Genomic DNA, 15968 nt, shown 5'->3' on the forward strand with positions numbered 1-15968 from the left:
CGATCCGCGCAGCGGATCGGGTTGGGGGTGCTCGTAAAGCGCTTTCCCCGCGCCGACCCCCACCCCGCTCACTTCGTTCGCGACCCTCCCCACAAGGGGGAGAGTGGAGGATGCGCCGATGACCCAGCTCGGCGCAACCGTCACTCCCGAAGGCATCCGCTTCGCCGCCTGGTCGTCGTCCGCGCGGCGCCTGTGGGTGTCGATCTTCGACGACACCGGCGCCCGTGAAATCGACCGGCTCGAACTTCAGCCGGAAAGCGAGGGCGTCCATGCGCTGTTCGTCGCCGGCCTTGCCGCGGGTACGCGCTACGGCTTTCGCGCCGACGGCGAATATGCGCCGGAGCGCGGGCTGTGGTTCGATCCCGACAAGCTGCTCACCGATCCCTACGCCGTCGAAATCGACCGGCCCTACCAGCATCATTGGCGGCTTGCCGCCCGGCGCAACGAAGGCGCCGACACCGCGCCACTGATGCCGAAGACCATCGCGCGGGCTCAACCGAAGCCGCTGCCGGCCAAGCCGCCTTTGTTCCAGCCAGGCGGCCTGATCTACGAACTCAACGTCCGCTCCTTCACCAGGCTGCATCTGGACGTACCGGAAGCGCAGCGCGGCACCATTGCCGCACTTGCGCATCCGGCCATCCTCGAACACCTCAGAAAGATCGGCGTCTCCGCCGTTGAGCTAATGCCCGTGACGGCATGGATCGATGAGCGCCATCTACCGCCGCTCGGCCTCAGCAACGCATGGGGCTACAACCCAGTCACCTTCATGGCGCTCGACCCGCGCCTGGCGCCCGGCGGCATCGCCGAGTTGCGCGATACTGTGGGGGTGCTGCGCAGGGCTGGCATTGGCACCATCCTCGATCTCGTCTTCAATCATACCGGCGAAAGTGACCGGCTCGGGCCGACGCTGTCGCTGCGCGGCCTCGACAATCAAGCCTACTACCGCAGCGAGCAGGACGGCAGGTTGGCCAACGATACCGGCACCGGCAATACCATTGCCTGCGACCATCCGGTCGTTCGCGACATGGTACTCGACACGCTGCGCCATTTCGTCCGCCATGCCGGCGTCGACGGTTTCCGCTTCGACCTGACGCCGGTCCTCGGCCGCGTCGATGGCGTATTCGATCCGGCGGCCCCGTTGCTCGAGACCATCGCTGGCGATCGTCTGCTTGCCGACAGGGTGCTGATCGCCGAGCCGTGGGACATCGGCCCGAATGGCTATCAGCTCGGCAATTTCCGGCCGCCTTACCTCGAATGGAACGACCGCTACCGCGACGACATCAGGCGCTTCTGGCGCGGCGATGCCGGCGCGGTCGGTGCGCTGGCGACAAGGCTCGCCGGCTCCTCCGATGTGTTCGGCAGGGAGGGCCAATCCGCCAGCCGCACGGTCAACTTCATCGCCGCACACGATGGCATGACGCTGGCCGATATCGTCGCTTATGAAGCCAAGCACAACCAAGCCAATGGCGAGAAGAACCGCGACGGCCACAATGAGAACCTGTCCTGGAACAACGGCGTCGAGGGCGAAACCTCGGACAAGGCGATTGCCGAGGCCCGTTCCCATGATCGCTTCGCGCTGCTCGCCACGCTGTTTGCCTCGCGCGGCACCATCATGCTGACGGCGGGCGATGAATTCGGCCGCACGCAAGGGGGCAACAACAACGCCTATGCGCAGGACAACGCCATCACCTGGCTCGACTGGGCCGGGCGCGACGTCGGGCTGGAAGCCCATGTGTCCGCGCTCGCAGCTCTGCGCGGCGCGGTGCCGGCGCTTTCCGATACGCGCTTCCTGACCGGAGAGCCGCCGGCCGGTTCTGAAACGCCCGACGTCGCCTGGCTGACCGAGACCGGCGCGCCGCTCAGCGAAGCCGACTGGAACGATGGCTCGCGCCATCGCCTCGTCATGCTGCTCGGCGATGGCGGGGAAGGCCGCCTGGCTGTGATCGTCAATGGCGATCGCCGCCAATGCGTCTTCACGCTGCCCGCGCGGCAAGGGTTTGAATGGCAGCCGGCTGTTGAAGCGCAAGCGGTCGACCTCGCGCGGCCGCTGCCCGGCCGCAGTGTCAGTTTCATGATCGAGCGCCGGACCGCAAAGGCCCGCGCCAGGAAGGGTCCGTAATGGCCGACGACAATGCCCAGCCGGGACCTGAACAGAGCGCCGACTGGTGGCGCGGCTGCGTCATCTACCAGATCTATCCTCGCTCCTTCCAGGACACCACCGGCGACGGCAGCGGCGACCTCTCAGGCATCACCTCACGGCTGGCGCACGTCGCCTCGCTCGGCGTCGACGCCGTCTGGCTGTCGCCCTTCTTCAAATCGCCAATGGCCGATATGGGCTACGACGTCTCCGACTATCAGGCGGTCGATCCGATGTTCGGCACGCTCGACGACTTTGACGCGCTGGTTGCCGAGGCGCACAGGCTCGGCCTGAAGGTGATCATCGATCAGGTGTTGTCGCACTCCTCCGACAAGCACGAATGGTTTGTAGAGAGCCGTGCCAGCAAGGATAATCCCAAGGCTGACTGGTATGTCTGGGCCGACACCAGGCCGGACGGCAACGCGCCCAACAACTGGCTGTCGGTCTTCGGCGGCCCGGCCTGGGAGTGGGACGCGACCCGCCGGCAATACTACATGCACAATTTCCTCGCCTCGCAGCCGGACCTCAACTTCCACAATCCTGAGGTTCAAGACGCGTTGTTGCAGACGGTGCGGTTCTGGCTCGAGCGCGGCGTCGACGGCTTCCGCCTGGATACGGTCAACTACTATGTCCACGACCGCTGGCTGCGCAGCAATCCGCCGCTGGCGTCGAGCGTCGCCGGCACCAATGGCGAAACCAACACCTATCTCTTCCAGGAGCATCTGTTCGACAAGACGCAACCGGAAAACCTCGGTTTCCTCAGGCGCTTCCGCGCTTTGCTCGACGAATATGACGGCCGCGCCAGTGTCGGCGAGGTCGGCGACGAAGGCCGTTCGCTGCAGACGCTGGCCGCCTACACATCCGGCGGCGACAAGCTCAACATGTGCTACACCTTCGACCTGCTCGGTCAGCAATTCTCAGCCGCCCATGTGCGCGGCTGCGTCGAGGCCTTCGAGGCAGCTGTCGCCGACGGCTGGGTCTGCTGGGCATTCTCCAACCACGATGTCGTGCGCCATGTCAGCCGCTGGACGCGGCCGGGCGGCGATCCAGATGCGGTGGCGACATTCGCTATCGCTTTGCTCTCCTGCCTGCGGGGCTCGATCTGTCTCTACCAAGGCGAAGAGCTTGGGCTGGAGGAGGCGGAACTGACCTTCGAGGATCTGCGCGATCCCGTCGGCATCCGTTTCTGGCCGGGGGTAAAGGGCAGGGACGGCTGCCGCACACCGATGGTCTGGGAAGCGGGCGCCGACAATGCCGGTTTTTCCTCGGGAAAACCCTGGCTGCCGGTGCCGGAAAGCCACCGCGCTCGGGCGGTCGATATCCAGAACGCCGACGACAAGTCCGTGCTCGCCGGCTACCGGACGATGCTCGCCTTGCGCAAGGCGCATCTGGCGCTGGTCAAGGGCCCGATCCGCTTTCTCGATACCGACGGCGATGTCCTTGCCTTCATCCGGCAGGGCGAGGACGAGATATTGCTCTGCGTCTTCAATTTCGCCGACAAGCCGGCCGACTGGCGGCTGCCGCCGGATCTCCAGCCTGTCGAGGCGATCGCTCTGGGTGGCGGTGCCGTCCTGCAGGAGGAGGGGCTGTTGCTGCCAGCCCTGGGCTGGTTTGTCGGCAAGGTAGGCTGATCTTCAGGGACGCCGTCCGGCGTCAACAAAGATCGTGTCCGCATGCAACCGTGCCGAGTGATCCGCGCAACGCCACCGGCGCCATGTTTTTCATTTTCGGGCTTCTTCGGTACTTTCGTCGAGCTTGGCCACGAACGGCATTCCTGGAATGTTTCCAGATGGTTGCGCCAATTACAACTGCTGAGGGCAAAACGCAAAATTACAGGACAACCGCAAGCTGCACCCAATTGAACCTGGTAATATAGATTAGCTATGGCTGGTTTAGGATGAGGATGCTCACTTAGCGTCAAGCAAGACTCGGTTGAAATAATATTTCCGTCTGTCTAGTCTCCTGCCACCAGCTGCCGGGACGGGAACCGGCGGCGCGCTCGAAGGGGCCAGAAATCGGTTCCGGGGCGTCAACACTCGTAAGGCGCAGCCGATGGGCAGCGCCACAGGGAGAGACTTCATGCTGAAAAATATGCTGAAGGCGACGCTTGTCGCCGCGACCATGACCTTTGCCGCAGGCACGTTCCTGACGCCGGCCCTTGCCGAGACCGTCTATAACAGAGGCAGCGCCGCCGAAGCGGAGACGGTCGATCCGCACAAGACCTCGACCGTCTACGAAGCCGATATCATACGCGACCTGTTCCAGGGACTGGTCATGCACGATCAGAAGACGAACCTCATCCCGGGCGCCGCCGAAAGCTGGACGGTATCGGATGACGGCACCGTCTACACCTTCAAGCTGCGCAAGGACGGCTTGTGGTCGGATGGCAGCCCGGTGACGGCCGAGGACTTCGTCTATTCCTTCCGTCGGCTTGAGGATCCGGCGACCGCCGCCGAATACGCTTCCATGCTCTATCCCGTGAAGAACGCCGAGGAAGTCAACACCAAGAAAGGCAAGCCCGAGGACATGGGCGTCAAGGCGATCGACGCCAACACCCTGGAGGTGACGCTGAAGGCGCCGACGCCATACTTCCTCGAGATGCTGACCCACCAGGCTACCTATCCGGTCAACAAGGCCTCGATCGACAAGCTCGGCGCCGACTGGATCAAGGCGGGCAATCTCGTTTCGAACGGCGCCTATACGCTGGCCGAGTGGATTCCCAACGACCACATGAAGCTGGTCAAAAATCCGAAATTCTGGGATGCCGCGACCGTCAAGATGGACGTCGTCAACTACATCCCGACCGAAGACCGCTCATCGGCGATGAAGCGCTTCGAGGCCGGCGAACTCGACAGCTACGGCGACCTGCCGACCGAACAGCTCGCTGACCTCAAGACCAAGTTCGGCGATCAGGTCCGTGTCGGACCGTATCTCGGCACCTACTATTACGCGATCAAGACCGACAAGGCACCGTGGGACAATGTCGAGCTGCGCAACGCCATCTCGATGGCGATCGACCGCGACTTCCTGGCCGAAAAGGTCTGGCAGAATTCCATGCTGCCTGGCTATTCGATGGTGCCTCCGGGCATCGCCGGCTACACGCCGGCAATGGCCAAATACGCCGACATGCCGCAGATCGACCGCGAGGACGCCGCCAAGAAGATCCTTGAGAAACTCGGCTATACGCCCGAGCATCCGCTGAAGATGGAGATCCGCTACAACACCTCGGAAAACCACAAGAACACCGCGGTTGCCATCCAGGAACAGTTGAAGCCGCTTGGCGTCGAGATCACGCTGCTCAACACCGATACCAAGACCCACTATTCCTTCCTCGAGCAGAAGGGCAACTACGACGTGGCGCGTGCCGCCTGGATCGCCGACTACAAGGATCCCGAGACCTTCCTCGGCATCACCCGCAAGGCCAGCGGCAACAACTATTCGAGCTACGTCAGCCCGGCATATGAGGCGGCCATGGACAAGGCCGCGGCTGCCGGCGGCAAGCCGGAAGAGCGCATGAAGGACCTCACCGAGGCCGAGCGCATCCTTGTCGATGACGTCGGCAACATTCCGCTTCTCTACTACAGCTTCCACGATATCGTTTCCTCGAAGCTGCATGGCTTCGATGACAATGTGATGGACATCCATCCGTCCCGCTTCGTCTCCAAGGACTGATAATCATCCTTGACTGGACCGCCCCGCCCCCTCCGGGCGGGGCGGACTGGTCGGTCATCGCACCGGTCCGAAAGTCGTGGTCGATTTTCGGCAAGCCCGGTGCGAAGATTTGGCGCCGGAGCGTGGCAATGCGTCTGCATGGACGTATGTCGCTCTGGCCGAAGCGGGGCGCCGATGCTGCGATACATCTTACGGCGGCTTCTGACCGCCATTCCGACGCTGTTCGTCATCGTGACCATGGCGTTCTTCCTGATACGCGTCGCACCGGGCGGCCCTTTCAATCAGGAGCGGGGCCTCAGTCCCGAGATCAGGGCCAATCTGGAAGCACAGTTCGGCCTCGACGATCCGCTCTGGCTGCAATATGCCCACTATCTCGGCAATCTTCTGCGCGGCAATTTCGGGCCGAGCTACAATTTGCCTGACTTCACCGTCACCGAACTGTTTGCCAAGGGGCTGCCGATATCGGTCCAGCTCGGCACCTCGGCGCTGATCCTGGCGCTGCTGCTTGGTTCGGTGCTCGGCACCATCGCCGCGCTCAACCAGAACAAGCTTGGCGACTATACGGTGATTGCGCTGGCGACCGCCGGCAGCACTATCCCCACCTTCGTCATCGCTCCTGTGATTCAGCTGGTGTTCGGATTGACCTGGAAGCTGTTGCCGATCGGCGGCTGGGGTGATGGCGCATTAATCAACAAGATCGGCCCGGTGCTGACGCTGGCCTTGCCGCAGATCGCCATCGTTGCCCGCCTGATGCGCGGGTCGATGATCGAGAGCTTGCGTTCGCATCATATCCGAACGGCGCGTGCGCTCGGCCTCTCCGACTGGTCGGTGGTGGTCAAGCACGCGCTGCGCGGCGCCATCCTGCCGATCGTTTCCTTCACCGGCCCCGCAGCCGCGGCGCTGCTCACCGGTTCGGTCATCGTCGAGACCATCTTCTCCATTCCCGGTGTCGGCCGCTATTTCGTCGATGCCGCGCTCAACCGCGACTACACGCTGGTGATGGGGACCGTGGTGGTGATCGCGCTCTTCACCATCGTCTTCAACCTGATCGTCGACGTCATGTACGCGGTCGTCGACCCGAGGGTACGCTATGACTGAGGGTGCGCTATGACTGACATCACAGCCGCCGCCGCTCCGCCGGCCGTCGTCGGCCGCTCGCTCTGGGGCGACGCATGGGCGCGCCTCAAAGCCAACCGCGCCGCCATGTTCAGCCTCTATTACCTGGCCTTCATTGGCGTCATCAGCATCTTCGGCCCCTGGTTCGTGCCGCATCAGTACACCACCATCTATGCCGACTATGTGCGCACGCCGCCAAGCTTTTCAGCCTATCCGAAGCCCGACATGATCGAGACGGCGCTCAAGGATGCCATCAAGCGCATGCGCGTCGACATCAAGGAGTGGAAACTGGACGGCAGTCGCGTCACCGTCACCGTCACCTCGACCAAACCGATCGACGACCGCAACATCCGCTATCTTGACCGCTCCGATGCCTTCGACGATACCAAGATAGAGAGCAAATCGGCCGACGGGCTCGAATTGACTATGACTGCGTCGGTCAAACAGCAGTACTTCCTGTTCGGCACCGACAACACCGGTCGCGATCTTCTCTCGCGAACGCTGATGGCAGGGCGCATCTCGCTGGCCATCGGCCTGCTTGCCGGCATTGTCGCGGTGGTCATCGGCGTCCTCTACGGGGCGGCGGCCGGCTTTTCCGGCGGCAAGATCGACGAGGTGATGATGCGCATCGTCGACGTGCTCTATTCTTTGCCCTTCATTTTCTTTGTCATCATGCTGGTGGTGTTCTTCGGCCGCAACTTCGTGCTGATGTTCCTGGCGGTGGGAGCGGTGCTGTGGCTCGACATGGCGCGCATCGTGCGCGGCCAGGCGCTGTCGATCCGGCGGCAGGAGTATGTCCAGGCGGCCGAAGCCATGGGCGTCGGCCAGCGCGGCATCCTGCTGCGCCATGTCATCCCCAATCTGCTCGGACCAGTGGTGATCTACATGACGCTGCTGGTGCCGCAGGTCATCATCCTGGAAAGCTTTCTGTCCTTCCTCGGCCTTGGCGTGCAGGAACCGATGACCAGCTGGGGCGTGCTCATCTCCGTCGGCGCCAAGAACATCGGCACCGCCAACTGGCTGCTTTTGTTCCCCGCCTTCTTCCTCGTGTCGACGCTGTTTGCGCTCAACTTCGTCGGCGACGGCCTGCGCGACGCGCTCGATCCAAGAGACCGATGAAGATTGGACCGATAATATGGGGACCAAATAAAATGGGGACCGTTGCGATGGAAACGCCCGAAACGATCCTCAGCGTCAAGGACCTTCGCGTCCGTTTCCGCACGCTCGACGGCGCGGTCGAAGCGGTCAAGGGCATCAACATCCACGTCAAGGCAGGGGAAACCGTTGCCGTGGTCGGCGAATCCGGATCCGGCAAGAGCCAGACCATGATGGCGGCGATGAGCCTGCTGGCGTCCAATGGCGAGGCGACGGGTCACGTCGATTATCGCGGCCGCAACCTTTTGACCATGAGCAAGCCCGACCTCAACAAGGTGCGCGGCGCCAAGATCAGCATGATCTTCCAGGAGCCGATGACCTCGCTCGATCCACTCTATTCGATCGGCAACCAGCTTATCGAACCGATTCGCAAGCACCGCGGGCTGAACGCAGCCGAGGCACGGAACGAGGCGCTCAAGCTGCTGCGGCTTGTGCATATTCCCGATCCCGAGCGGCGGATGAAATCCTATCCGCACGAAATGTCGGGTGGCCAGCGCCAGCGCGTCATGATCGCCATGGCATTGGCCAACGACCCCGACATCCTGATCGCCGACGAGCCGACGACGGCGCTCGACGTCACCATCCAGGCGCAGATCCTGGTGCTGCTCGCCGAACTGCAGCGCAAGCTCGGCATGGCCATCGTCTTTATCACCCACGATCTCGGCATCGTCCGGCGCTTTGCCGACCGCGTCTATGTCATGCGCTATGGCGAGGTGGTCGAGGAAGGCGAGGCGGAAGCACTTTTCGCCAACCCGCAGCATGCCTATACCAAAATGCTGCTGGCCGCCGAACCGACCGGCACCAAGGCGGCGCCGCCGTCCAGCGCTCCTGTGCTGCTGGAGGGCCGCAATGTCGAAGTGACCTTCAAGATCGGCGGCGGCTTCCTTGCCGGCGAACCGCTGCTGCTACGCGCCGTCGATCACATTTCGATCCGGCTGAAGCGCAACCAGACCATCGGTATAGTCGGCGAATCCGGTTCGGGAAAATCGACGCTCGGCCGCGCACTTCTGCGCCTGTTGCCCAGCGACGGTGTCATCCGCTTCGGCGACCGCGACATCTCCACCGCCGACCGCCAGGCGATGCGGCCGCTGCGGCGGGAGATGCAACTCGTCTTCCAGGATCCGTTCGGCTCGCTGTCGCCGCGCATGACCGTCGGCCAGATCATCACCGAAGGCCTTCTGGTGCATGAGCCGAACCTGTCAGGCAAGCAACGCGATCAGCGCGCCGTCGAGGCCTTGCTCGAGGTCGGCCTCGATCCCAACGCACGCAACCGCTACCCGCACGAATTCTCCGGCGGCCAGCGCCAGCGCATCGCCATCGCGCGTGCCGTGATCCTGAAGCCCAAACTGGTGGTGCTGGACGAGCCGACTTCGGCGCTCGACCGCTCGGTGCAGAAGCAGATCGTCGAATTGCTGCGCAAGCTGCAGGCCGACCACGAACTGTCCTACCTCTTCATCAGCCACGATCTCTCCGTGGTGCGCGCCATGGCCGACTACATCATCGTCATGAGGCAGGGCAAGATCGTCGAGGAAGGCCCGACGGAAGAGATCTTCAGCAACCCGCAGGCCGCCTACACCCAGACGCTGATGGCTGCGGCGATCGATGTCACGCGCTTCAGGCTGAGTGCTTAAGGCGTGACGTTCAGCAGATAGTCAGGGTAGGGCCAGTTCGCTTAGCCCGCTGACCTGGGGCATCTGTTGGCCCTTGTCGCGACAATGGCCTCTTGCCGCTGCTTCAGCAGTTCGATTCTGGCCGTCTCACGCTTGGCCACTGCGCTCTTCACGCGCGTGCCGCCGAGCAGCCAGTTCGGCACGCTGGTGTTGGCGACCTTGCCGCGGGTGATGGCGGTTTGCGAGATGTCGCGCGCGGTATCGCCTACGGCGGTGTTGAGCTCGGCGCATGTCATGCTGTCGTATTTCGCCGGGTTCACCGCGCTGCCCAGCGATGAGCAGCCTGCCGCCAGGGACAAAGCGAGCAGCGCTGACAGCCGGCTTGAAATCAACAAATTCATCTTCCGCAAACCTCGTTCCGGCCGCTGTCTCGGCGGCATTCCTATTATCGAGGTAGCGCGGAAGGTTGTCGCGTCAAAACACCATGCTGACAGCGACGCCGACGCAGCCGGTTTGCATCAAGCTATCTTGTGGGTCGGGAGAACAAACACCTAAGTGTCTGTTTTTTCTGGTCGGAGTGGCAGGATTTGAACCTGCGACCCCCTCGTCCCGAACGAGGTGCGCTACCAGGCTGCGCTACACTCCGTGACCAGACCGCGGGCTTATAGCTGCCACATACCGTTCCTGCAAGCGGCAATGGCAGCGCTTCTGTCGCATTTCGTTGGCTTTCGTTGGGCATTGCCGCAAAGCTTGGCTTTCCCTCCCGGGATAAACCCGGCTTAAAGCCTTGTGTGCTAAGTCGCAGCCTCGATAAATCGCGTTTTCGCCATCTGGAGCTTTGCTGCCTTGCCCCTGAAAATCGTAGGCGACGCCCGGCCCAACAGCTTCGAATTCGAAACCGAAGCGCTGATCAAGGCGTCCGGCTTTCGCGAATACGACGCGCGCTGGTGGTTTGGCCATGCCGGTTCGACGCAACCGCCGGACCTGAACCTGATCGGCGTCCAGGCGCTGGGCATGGGCCTGGGCACTTTGATCCGCCGTCTTGGCGCCGGGCCCGACATCGTCACCGGGCATGATTTCCGTTCCTATTCGCTTGCCATCAAGCTGGCGCTGGTTTCCGGCCTGATGGCTGCGGGCGCAAAGGTGAAAGACATTGGCCTGGCGCTGTCGCCCATGGCCTATTTCGCCCAGTTCGCGCTCGACGCGCCTTCCGTCGCCATGGTCACGGCATCGCACAACGAGAATGGCTGGACCGGAGTCAAGATGGGTGCGGCGAGGCCGCTCACCTTCGGACCGGAGGAGATGAGCGCCCTGAAACAGATCGTGCTGTCGGGCGATTTCGATCTCGCCGGCGGCGGCTCTTACGAATTCGTCTCCGGTTTTCGCGAGACCTATCTCGACGACCTGACCCAGGACAAGCGCATCGCGCGCAAGATCAGGGTTGTGGCGGCTTGCGGCAACGGCACCGCCGGCGCCTTCGCGCCGCAGGCGCTGGAGCGCATCGGCTGCGAGGTGATCCCGCTCGATGTCGAGCTCGACCACAGTTTTCCGCGCTATAACCCGAACCCGGAAGACATGCAGATGCTGCATGCCATCCGCGACAAGGTTCTGGAGACCGGCGCCGATGTCGGGCTGGGCTTCGACGGCGACGGCGACCGTTGCGGCGTGGTCGACAATGAGGGCAACGAGATCTTCGCCGACAAGGTCGGCGTCATGCTCGCGCGCGATATCTCCAGCCAGCATCCCGGCTCGACCTTCGTCGTCGATGTCAAATCGACCGGCCTGTTCAACACCGACAGCGTTTTGCGTGGCAACGGCGCGAAGACAGATTACTGGAAGACCGGCCATTCCTACATCAAGCGCCGCGTCGCCGAGCTTGGCGCCGTCGCCGGCTTCGAGAAGTCGGGCCATTTCTTCTTCAACCCGCCGATCGGCCGCGGCTATGATGACGGTCTCATCACGGCAATAGCCATATGTGAGATGCTCGTCCGCAACCCCACAAGTTCGATGGCCGATCTCTATCGCGCGCTGCCGCTGACCTTCGGCACGCCGACCATGTCGCCGCATTGCGCCGACGATGTGAAATACGGCGTGGTCGATCGGGTGGTGGCGGACTTCCAGGCGATGCAGCGCGCCGGCAAGACTTTTGCCGGCCAGAAGATCGCCGAGCTGATCACCGTCAACGGCGTGCGCGTCGTGGCCGAGGATGGCACCTGGGGGCTGGTGCGGGCGTCGTCGAACAAGCCGGAGCTTGTCGTGGTTGTCGAAAGCCCGGTATCGTCCGAGCGCCGCCGGCAGATGTTCGAGGCGGTCGACGCCGTGCTGCGCCGCAGCCCCGAAGTCGGCGCTTACAACCAGACGTTCTGATTGGACCTTTCATGAGCGAGCGCATCGTCAGTTTTGTCATGAGCGGCGGTGTCGGCTCGCGGCTGTGGCCGCTGTCACGCGAGGACAACCCGAAACAGTTCCACGATCTCTCCGGCGACGGCTCGATGCTGGCCAAGACCTTGCGCCGGCTGACGGCGCGGCCGGAAGGTGAGACGCCGATCTTCCTGATCGCCGCCGAGCGCCATGCCGAGCGTGTCCATGCCGACCTTGCCGGACTCGACCTCGCCGGCGGTGGCCCGCTGTTCGAGCCGACCGGGCGCAACACGGCTGCCGCCGTGGCGCTGGCCGCGCTGCGCACATTGTCGGAGTTCGGCGACAGCCTGGTGCTGGTGGTGCCGTCAGACCACGAAATCGCCACGCCCAAGCAGTTCTGGCAGAGCGTCGAGGCGGGCAGCCAGGCAGCGCTTGCCGGCCGTCTGGTGGTGTTCGGCATCAAGCCGGCGCAGCCCGAGACCGGCTATGGGTATATCGAAGTCGCAGCCGAAAGCGGCGGCGTCTTCGACGTGTCGCGCTTCGTCGAAAAGCCCGACCTCGCCACTGCGCAGAGCTATCTCAGTGCGGGCACCTTCTACTGGAACACCGGCATTTTCCTGTTTCGCGCCGGCGCCATGCGCGACGCCTTCGCCACCTTCCAACCCGACATCTGGCAGGCCACCGAAACCGCCTACAAGGCGGCAACGAGCGACCTGTCCGGCCTCTATATGCCGCTCGACCTCTACGCCGCCATCCCGTCGAACTCGATCGACTACGCCATCATGGAACGGGCCAAGGACATCGCGATGGTGCCGGCCGGCTTCCGCTGGAACGACCTCGGCTCCTGGCAGTCGCTGCTTGATGTCGGCCCTGCCGACGCCAAGGGCAATGTCGTCGTCGGCGATGTCGTCGCCATCGATTGCGAGAACTCCTACATCCGCAGCGACGGCCGGCTTTTGTCGGCGATCGGCATGAAGGATGTCGCCATCGTCTCGACCGCAGACGCCACCTTCGTTGCCCCGGTCAGTCACAGCCAGCACGTCAAGAAGATCGTCGAGCAGCTGGAGAAATCGGGACGGCTGGAAACCAGGTTTACGCCGGCACACGACCGCGTCATCGAGAGCGGCGCCTGGCGTCGGCGCGTGCATCACTGGCTGTTCGAGGAGACCTTGCCGCTTTGGTCGACTTCAGGCGTCGATGAGCGTCATGGCGGCTTCCACGAGGCGCTCGGCTTCCACGGCGAGGCGCTGTTGAAGCCCAAGCGCATGCGCACGACGGCGAGGCAAGTCTACGCCTTCGCCGTTGCCAAGGCCCGCGGCTGGGACGGTCCAGCCGATCGCCTGATCTCCCATGGCATCGCCTTCATGGCCGGCAAGGGCCGCACGGACCGGGGCGGCTGGGTGCGCACGCTCAATGTCGACGGCTCCGTCGCCGACCCAACCGAGGATGCCTACGACCATTCCTGCGTGCTGCTGGCGCTGGCGCATGCGCATATGTGCGGCAATCCGGATGCGCTGCGGCTGGGCCAGGAGACCTTCGTGTTCCTCGACGCGCATCTCGAGGACAGCCGCATGACCGGTTTCCTCGAGACGTCGGACGGGGAGGGCGAGCGGCGCTCCAACCCGCATATGCATCTGCTCGAGGCCTTCCTCGCCTGGTATGAGGCGACCGGCGACCGCACCTATCTGCGCCGCGCCGCGCGCATCATCGACCTTTTCCGCAGTCATTTCTTCGATGCCGAGAGCTGGACGCTGGGCGAATATTTCGACGCCGGGTGGAAGCCGGCCGCCGGCGAGAAGGGCACATGGACCGAGCCCGGCCATCATTTCGAATGGGCCTCGCTGCTCACCGATTTCGTCGCCCGCAGCGGCCAGGGCGAGTTGAGCAATTTTGCCCGCAAGCTCTACGCCTCGGCCATCGCCAACGGCCTCAACCGCGCCACCGGCCTTGCCTACGGTGCGGTCTCCCGGCAGGGCCTGCCGCTCGACCTCGTATCGCGCAGCTGGCCGCAGGCGGAAGCGATCAAGGCGGCGATTGCGCTGGATGGCTCGGGCGGTCCCGACCTCAAGCCCGAAATCGAGGCGCGCGTCGGCCGGCTATTCCGCTGGCACATCGACCCGGCGCCGCTCGGCCTGTGGATCGACCGCATCGACGAACGCGGCCGCTCCTTGGCATCGGACGTGCCGGCCAGCATCTTCTATCATCTGGTCTGCGCGCTGACGCAGTATCTTGATGGGACAGCGCAGAAGGGGTGAAGCGTTGGAGCTGCCAATCTCCCCCCTTGCGGGGGAGATGCCTGGCAAGGCAGAGGGGGGTGCTGTCCCGCCGACGTCTCAGCTACTCGAAGATCAGACCAAAGGTTGGCGATCCGTCACACCCCCCTCTGGCCTGCCGGCCATCTCCCCCGCAAGGGGGGAGATCAGCTGTCACTTCGCTTTCAACCCTCAATACGGGCTCGCCACGTCCCCGGTCTCGACATACACCGCCTTCAGCTGCGAATAGAGCGCTAAAGCCGCCAGCGAGTTCTCTCGCCCGATGCCGGATTGCTTCACCCCGCCAAACGGAATTTCCACTGGCGTCAGATTGTAGGCGTTGATCCAGCAGGTGCCGGCCTGCAGTTCGGCGATCACCTTATGAGCGCGCTGCAGGTCGCGGGTGAAGACGCCGGCGGCGAGGCCGAATTCGGTGTCGTTGGCGCGGTCGATCACCTCGTCCTCGCCGTCGAACTTCAGCACGCTCATCACCGGCCCGAAAATCTCCTCGCGCGCAATGCGCATCTTATCGGTGACACCGGTGAACACGGTTGGCTCTACAAAGAAGCCGCCATCGAACCCTTGCAGCGACGGCACGTTGCCACCGCAGGCGAGCGTTGCTCCATCCTGCCTGCCGGCCGCGATGTAGGAAACGACCTTTTCCTGCTGCGCCTTGTTGACCAGCGGCCCCATCTGAGTCTCCGGGTCGAGCGGATCGCCGATGCGGATCTTTTTCGTCCGCTCGACCAGCCGCTCGACGAAGCGGTCATGGATGCCGCTTTGTACGAAAACACGCGTGCCATTGGAGCAGATCTGTCCCGTCGAATAGAAGTTGCCGAGCATGGCGCCGCCGATAGCGTTTTCGAGATCGGCGTCGTCGAACACGATCAGCGGCGACTTGCCGCCGAGCTCCATGGTAGCGTGCTTCATCTTCGAGCCGGCGAGCGACAGCACCTTGCGCCCGGTCGGCACCGAGCCGGTCACCGAAACCTTGGCAACGACATCGTGGCCGACGAGGCCGGCGCCGACTTCGCCATAGCCTTGCACCACGTTGAACAGCCCGTCGGGCAGGCCCGCCTCTGAGTAGATCTCGGCCAGCGCCAGCGCCGACAGCGGCGTGTTTTCCGAAGGCTTGAATACCATGGCGTTGCCCATGGCGAGCGCGGGGGCGGATTTCCAGCCGGCGATCTGGATCGGATAGTTCCAGGCGCCGATGCCGACGCAGACACCCAGCGCCTCACGGCGTGTATAGGCAAAGGGTCCACCGAGATCGATGGCCTCGCCGTTGAAGGCAGCGACCGCGCCGCCGAAATATTCGAGGCAGTCGGCAGCCGAGAGCGCGTCCGCCACCAGCGTCTCCTGGATCGCCTTGCCGGTGTCGAGGGTCTCGATCCGCGCCAGATCGGCATTACGCGCGCGCAAAATGTCGGCGGCGCGGCGCAGGATGCGGCCGCGCTCGACCGGCTTCAACCGTGCCCAGGCAGGCTGCGCGGCGCGGGCGGCTTCGATGGCGAGTTCCAGCACGTTCGGCGTCGCCGAATGCAGCGTCGCGATGATCTCACCCGTTGCCGGATAGATCACCGGCAGCGGCGCGCCGCCTTCGTCCTCGATATAGCGGCCGTTGACATAGTGCGATGCCGTTGGCTGGGCGCGCATATGAATTCT

General features: G+C 63.7%; 9 protein-coding genes, 1 tRNA gene and 1 pseudogene. 8 read left to right on the plus strand and 3 right to left on the minus strand.

Translation table 11 applies throughout. The features are described 5' to 3' along the window. Positions 1–118: 118 nt before the first annotated feature. The 6 genes and pseudogenes from glgX to ACYG9V_RS11990 all read left to right on the plus strand — a co-directional run bounded on the left by glgX (position 119) and on the right by ACYG9V_RS11990 (position 9711). Positions 119–2119, plus strand: coding sequence for a glycogen debranching protein GlgX (gene glgX / locus ACYG9V_RS11965; protein ID WP_352763034.1), 2001 nt, complete (start codon positions 119–121; stop codon positions 2117–2119). Beyond that, positions 2119–3768, plus strand: a complete 1650-nt coding sequence (gene bglA, locus ACYG9V_RS11970) for a beta-galactosidase BglA (RefSeq protein WP_023684575.1) — start codon at positions 2119–2121, stop codon at positions 3766–3768. The genes glgX and bglA overlap by 1 nt, the downstream gene beginning before the upstream one ends. Positions 3769–4411: 643 nt before the next feature. Beyond that, positions 4412–5557 (plus strand): annotated as a pseudogene (locus tag ACYG9V_RS11975) (peptide ABC transporter substrate-binding protein); the annotation flags it as partial. Between the two features lie 426 nt (positions 5558–5983). Then, positions 5984–6907, plus strand: coding sequence for an ABC transporter permease subunit (locus ACYG9V_RS11980; RefSeq protein ID WP_023684574.1), 924 nt, complete (start codon positions 5984–5986; stop codon positions 6905–6907). A 9-nt stretch (positions 6908–6916) separates the two neighbouring features. Next, positions 6917–8044 carry an ABC transporter permease gene (locus ACYG9V_RS11985; protein ID WP_023670736.1) on the plus strand — a complete coding sequence of 376 codons (1128 nt, stop codon included), beginning with the start codon at positions 6917–6919 and terminating at the stop codon, positions 8042–8044. Between the two features lie 47 nt (positions 8045–8091). Next, positions 8092–9711: an ABC transporter ATP-binding protein gene (locus tag ACYG9V_RS11990; RefSeq protein ID WP_023705464.1), complete on the plus strand. Its 1620-nt coding sequence runs from the start codon at positions 8092–8094 to the stop codon at positions 9709–9711. A gap of 41 nt (positions 9712–9752) precedes the next feature. On the opposite strand, the gene ACYG9V_RS11995 is transcribed toward ACYG9V_RS11990, so the two are convergent. Further along, a complete protein-coding gene (locus ACYG9V_RS11995) occupies positions 9753–10091 on the minus strand; it encodes a hypothetical protein (RefSeq protein ID WP_023684572.1) in 339 nt (112 codons plus the stop codon). Between the two features lie 168 nt (positions 10092–10259). Further along, positions 10260–10336, minus strand: a tRNA-Pro gene (locus ACYG9V_RS12000). A 200-nt stretch (positions 10337–10536) separates the two neighbouring features. On the opposite strand from ACYG9V_RS12000, the gene ACYG9V_RS12005 reads away from it, so the two are divergent. Then, positions 10537–12057 (plus strand): phosphomannomutase/phosphoglucomutase, encoded by a 1521-nt coding sequence (locus ACYG9V_RS12005; protein WP_023824217.1) that lies wholly within the window; start codon positions 10537–10539, stop codon positions 12055–12057. Positions 12058–12068: 11 nt separating this feature from the next. After that, complete coding sequence (locus ACYG9V_RS12010; RefSeq protein WP_023824216.1) at positions 12069–14306, plus strand: mannose-1-phosphate guanylyltransferase/mannose-6-phosphate isomerase; 2238 nt, start codon at positions 12069–12071, stop codon at positions 14304–14306. Positions 14307–14495: 189 nt separating this feature from the next. On the opposite strand, the gene betB is transcribed toward ACYG9V_RS12010, so the two are convergent. Continuing rightward, positions 14496–15959: a betaine-aldehyde dehydrogenase gene (gene betB / locus ACYG9V_RS12015; protein WP_352763030.1), complete on the minus strand. Its 1464-nt coding sequence runs from the start codon at positions 15957–15959 to the stop codon at positions 14496–14498. Between the last annotated feature and the right edge of the window lie 9 nt (positions 15960–15968).

This window comes from Mesorhizobium sp. W016, from assembly GCF_054719485.1.

What these genes read in the sequence shown, in the direction of transcription:
- ACYG9V_RS11990 (WP_023705464.1), top strand. Translation starts at nt 8,092, where the DNA reads ATGGAAACGCCCGAAACGATCCTCAGCGTCAAGGACCTTCGCGTCCGT.
- betB (WP_352763030.1), bottom strand. Translation starts at nt 15,959, where the DNA reads ATGCGCGCCCAGCCAACGGCATCGCACTATGTCAACGGCCGCTATATC.
- ACYG9V_RS11980 (WP_023684574.1), top strand. Translation starts at nt 5,984, where the DNA reads ATGCTGCGATACATCTTACGGCGGCTTCTGACCGCCATTCCGACGCTG.
- glgX (WP_352763034.1), top strand. Translation starts at nt 119, where the DNA reads ATGACCCAGCTCGGCGCAACCGTCACTCCCGAAGGCATCCGCTTCGCC.
- ACYG9V_RS11985 (WP_023670736.1), top strand. Translation starts at nt 6,917, where the DNA reads ATGACTGACATCACAGCCGCCGCCGCTCCGCCGGCCGTCGTCGGCCGC.
- bglA (WP_023684575.1), top strand. Translation starts at nt 2,119, where the DNA reads ATGGCCGACGACAATGCCCAGCCGGGACCTGAACAGAGCGCCGACTGG.
- ACYG9V_RS11995 (WP_023684572.1), bottom strand. Translation starts at nt 10,091, where the DNA reads ATGAATTTGTTGATTTCAAGCCGGCTGTCAGCGCTGCTCGCTTTGTCC.
- ACYG9V_RS12010 (WP_023824216.1), top strand. Translation starts at nt 12,069, where the DNA reads ATGAGCGAGCGCATCGTCAGTTTTGTCATGAGCGGCGGTGTCGGCTCG.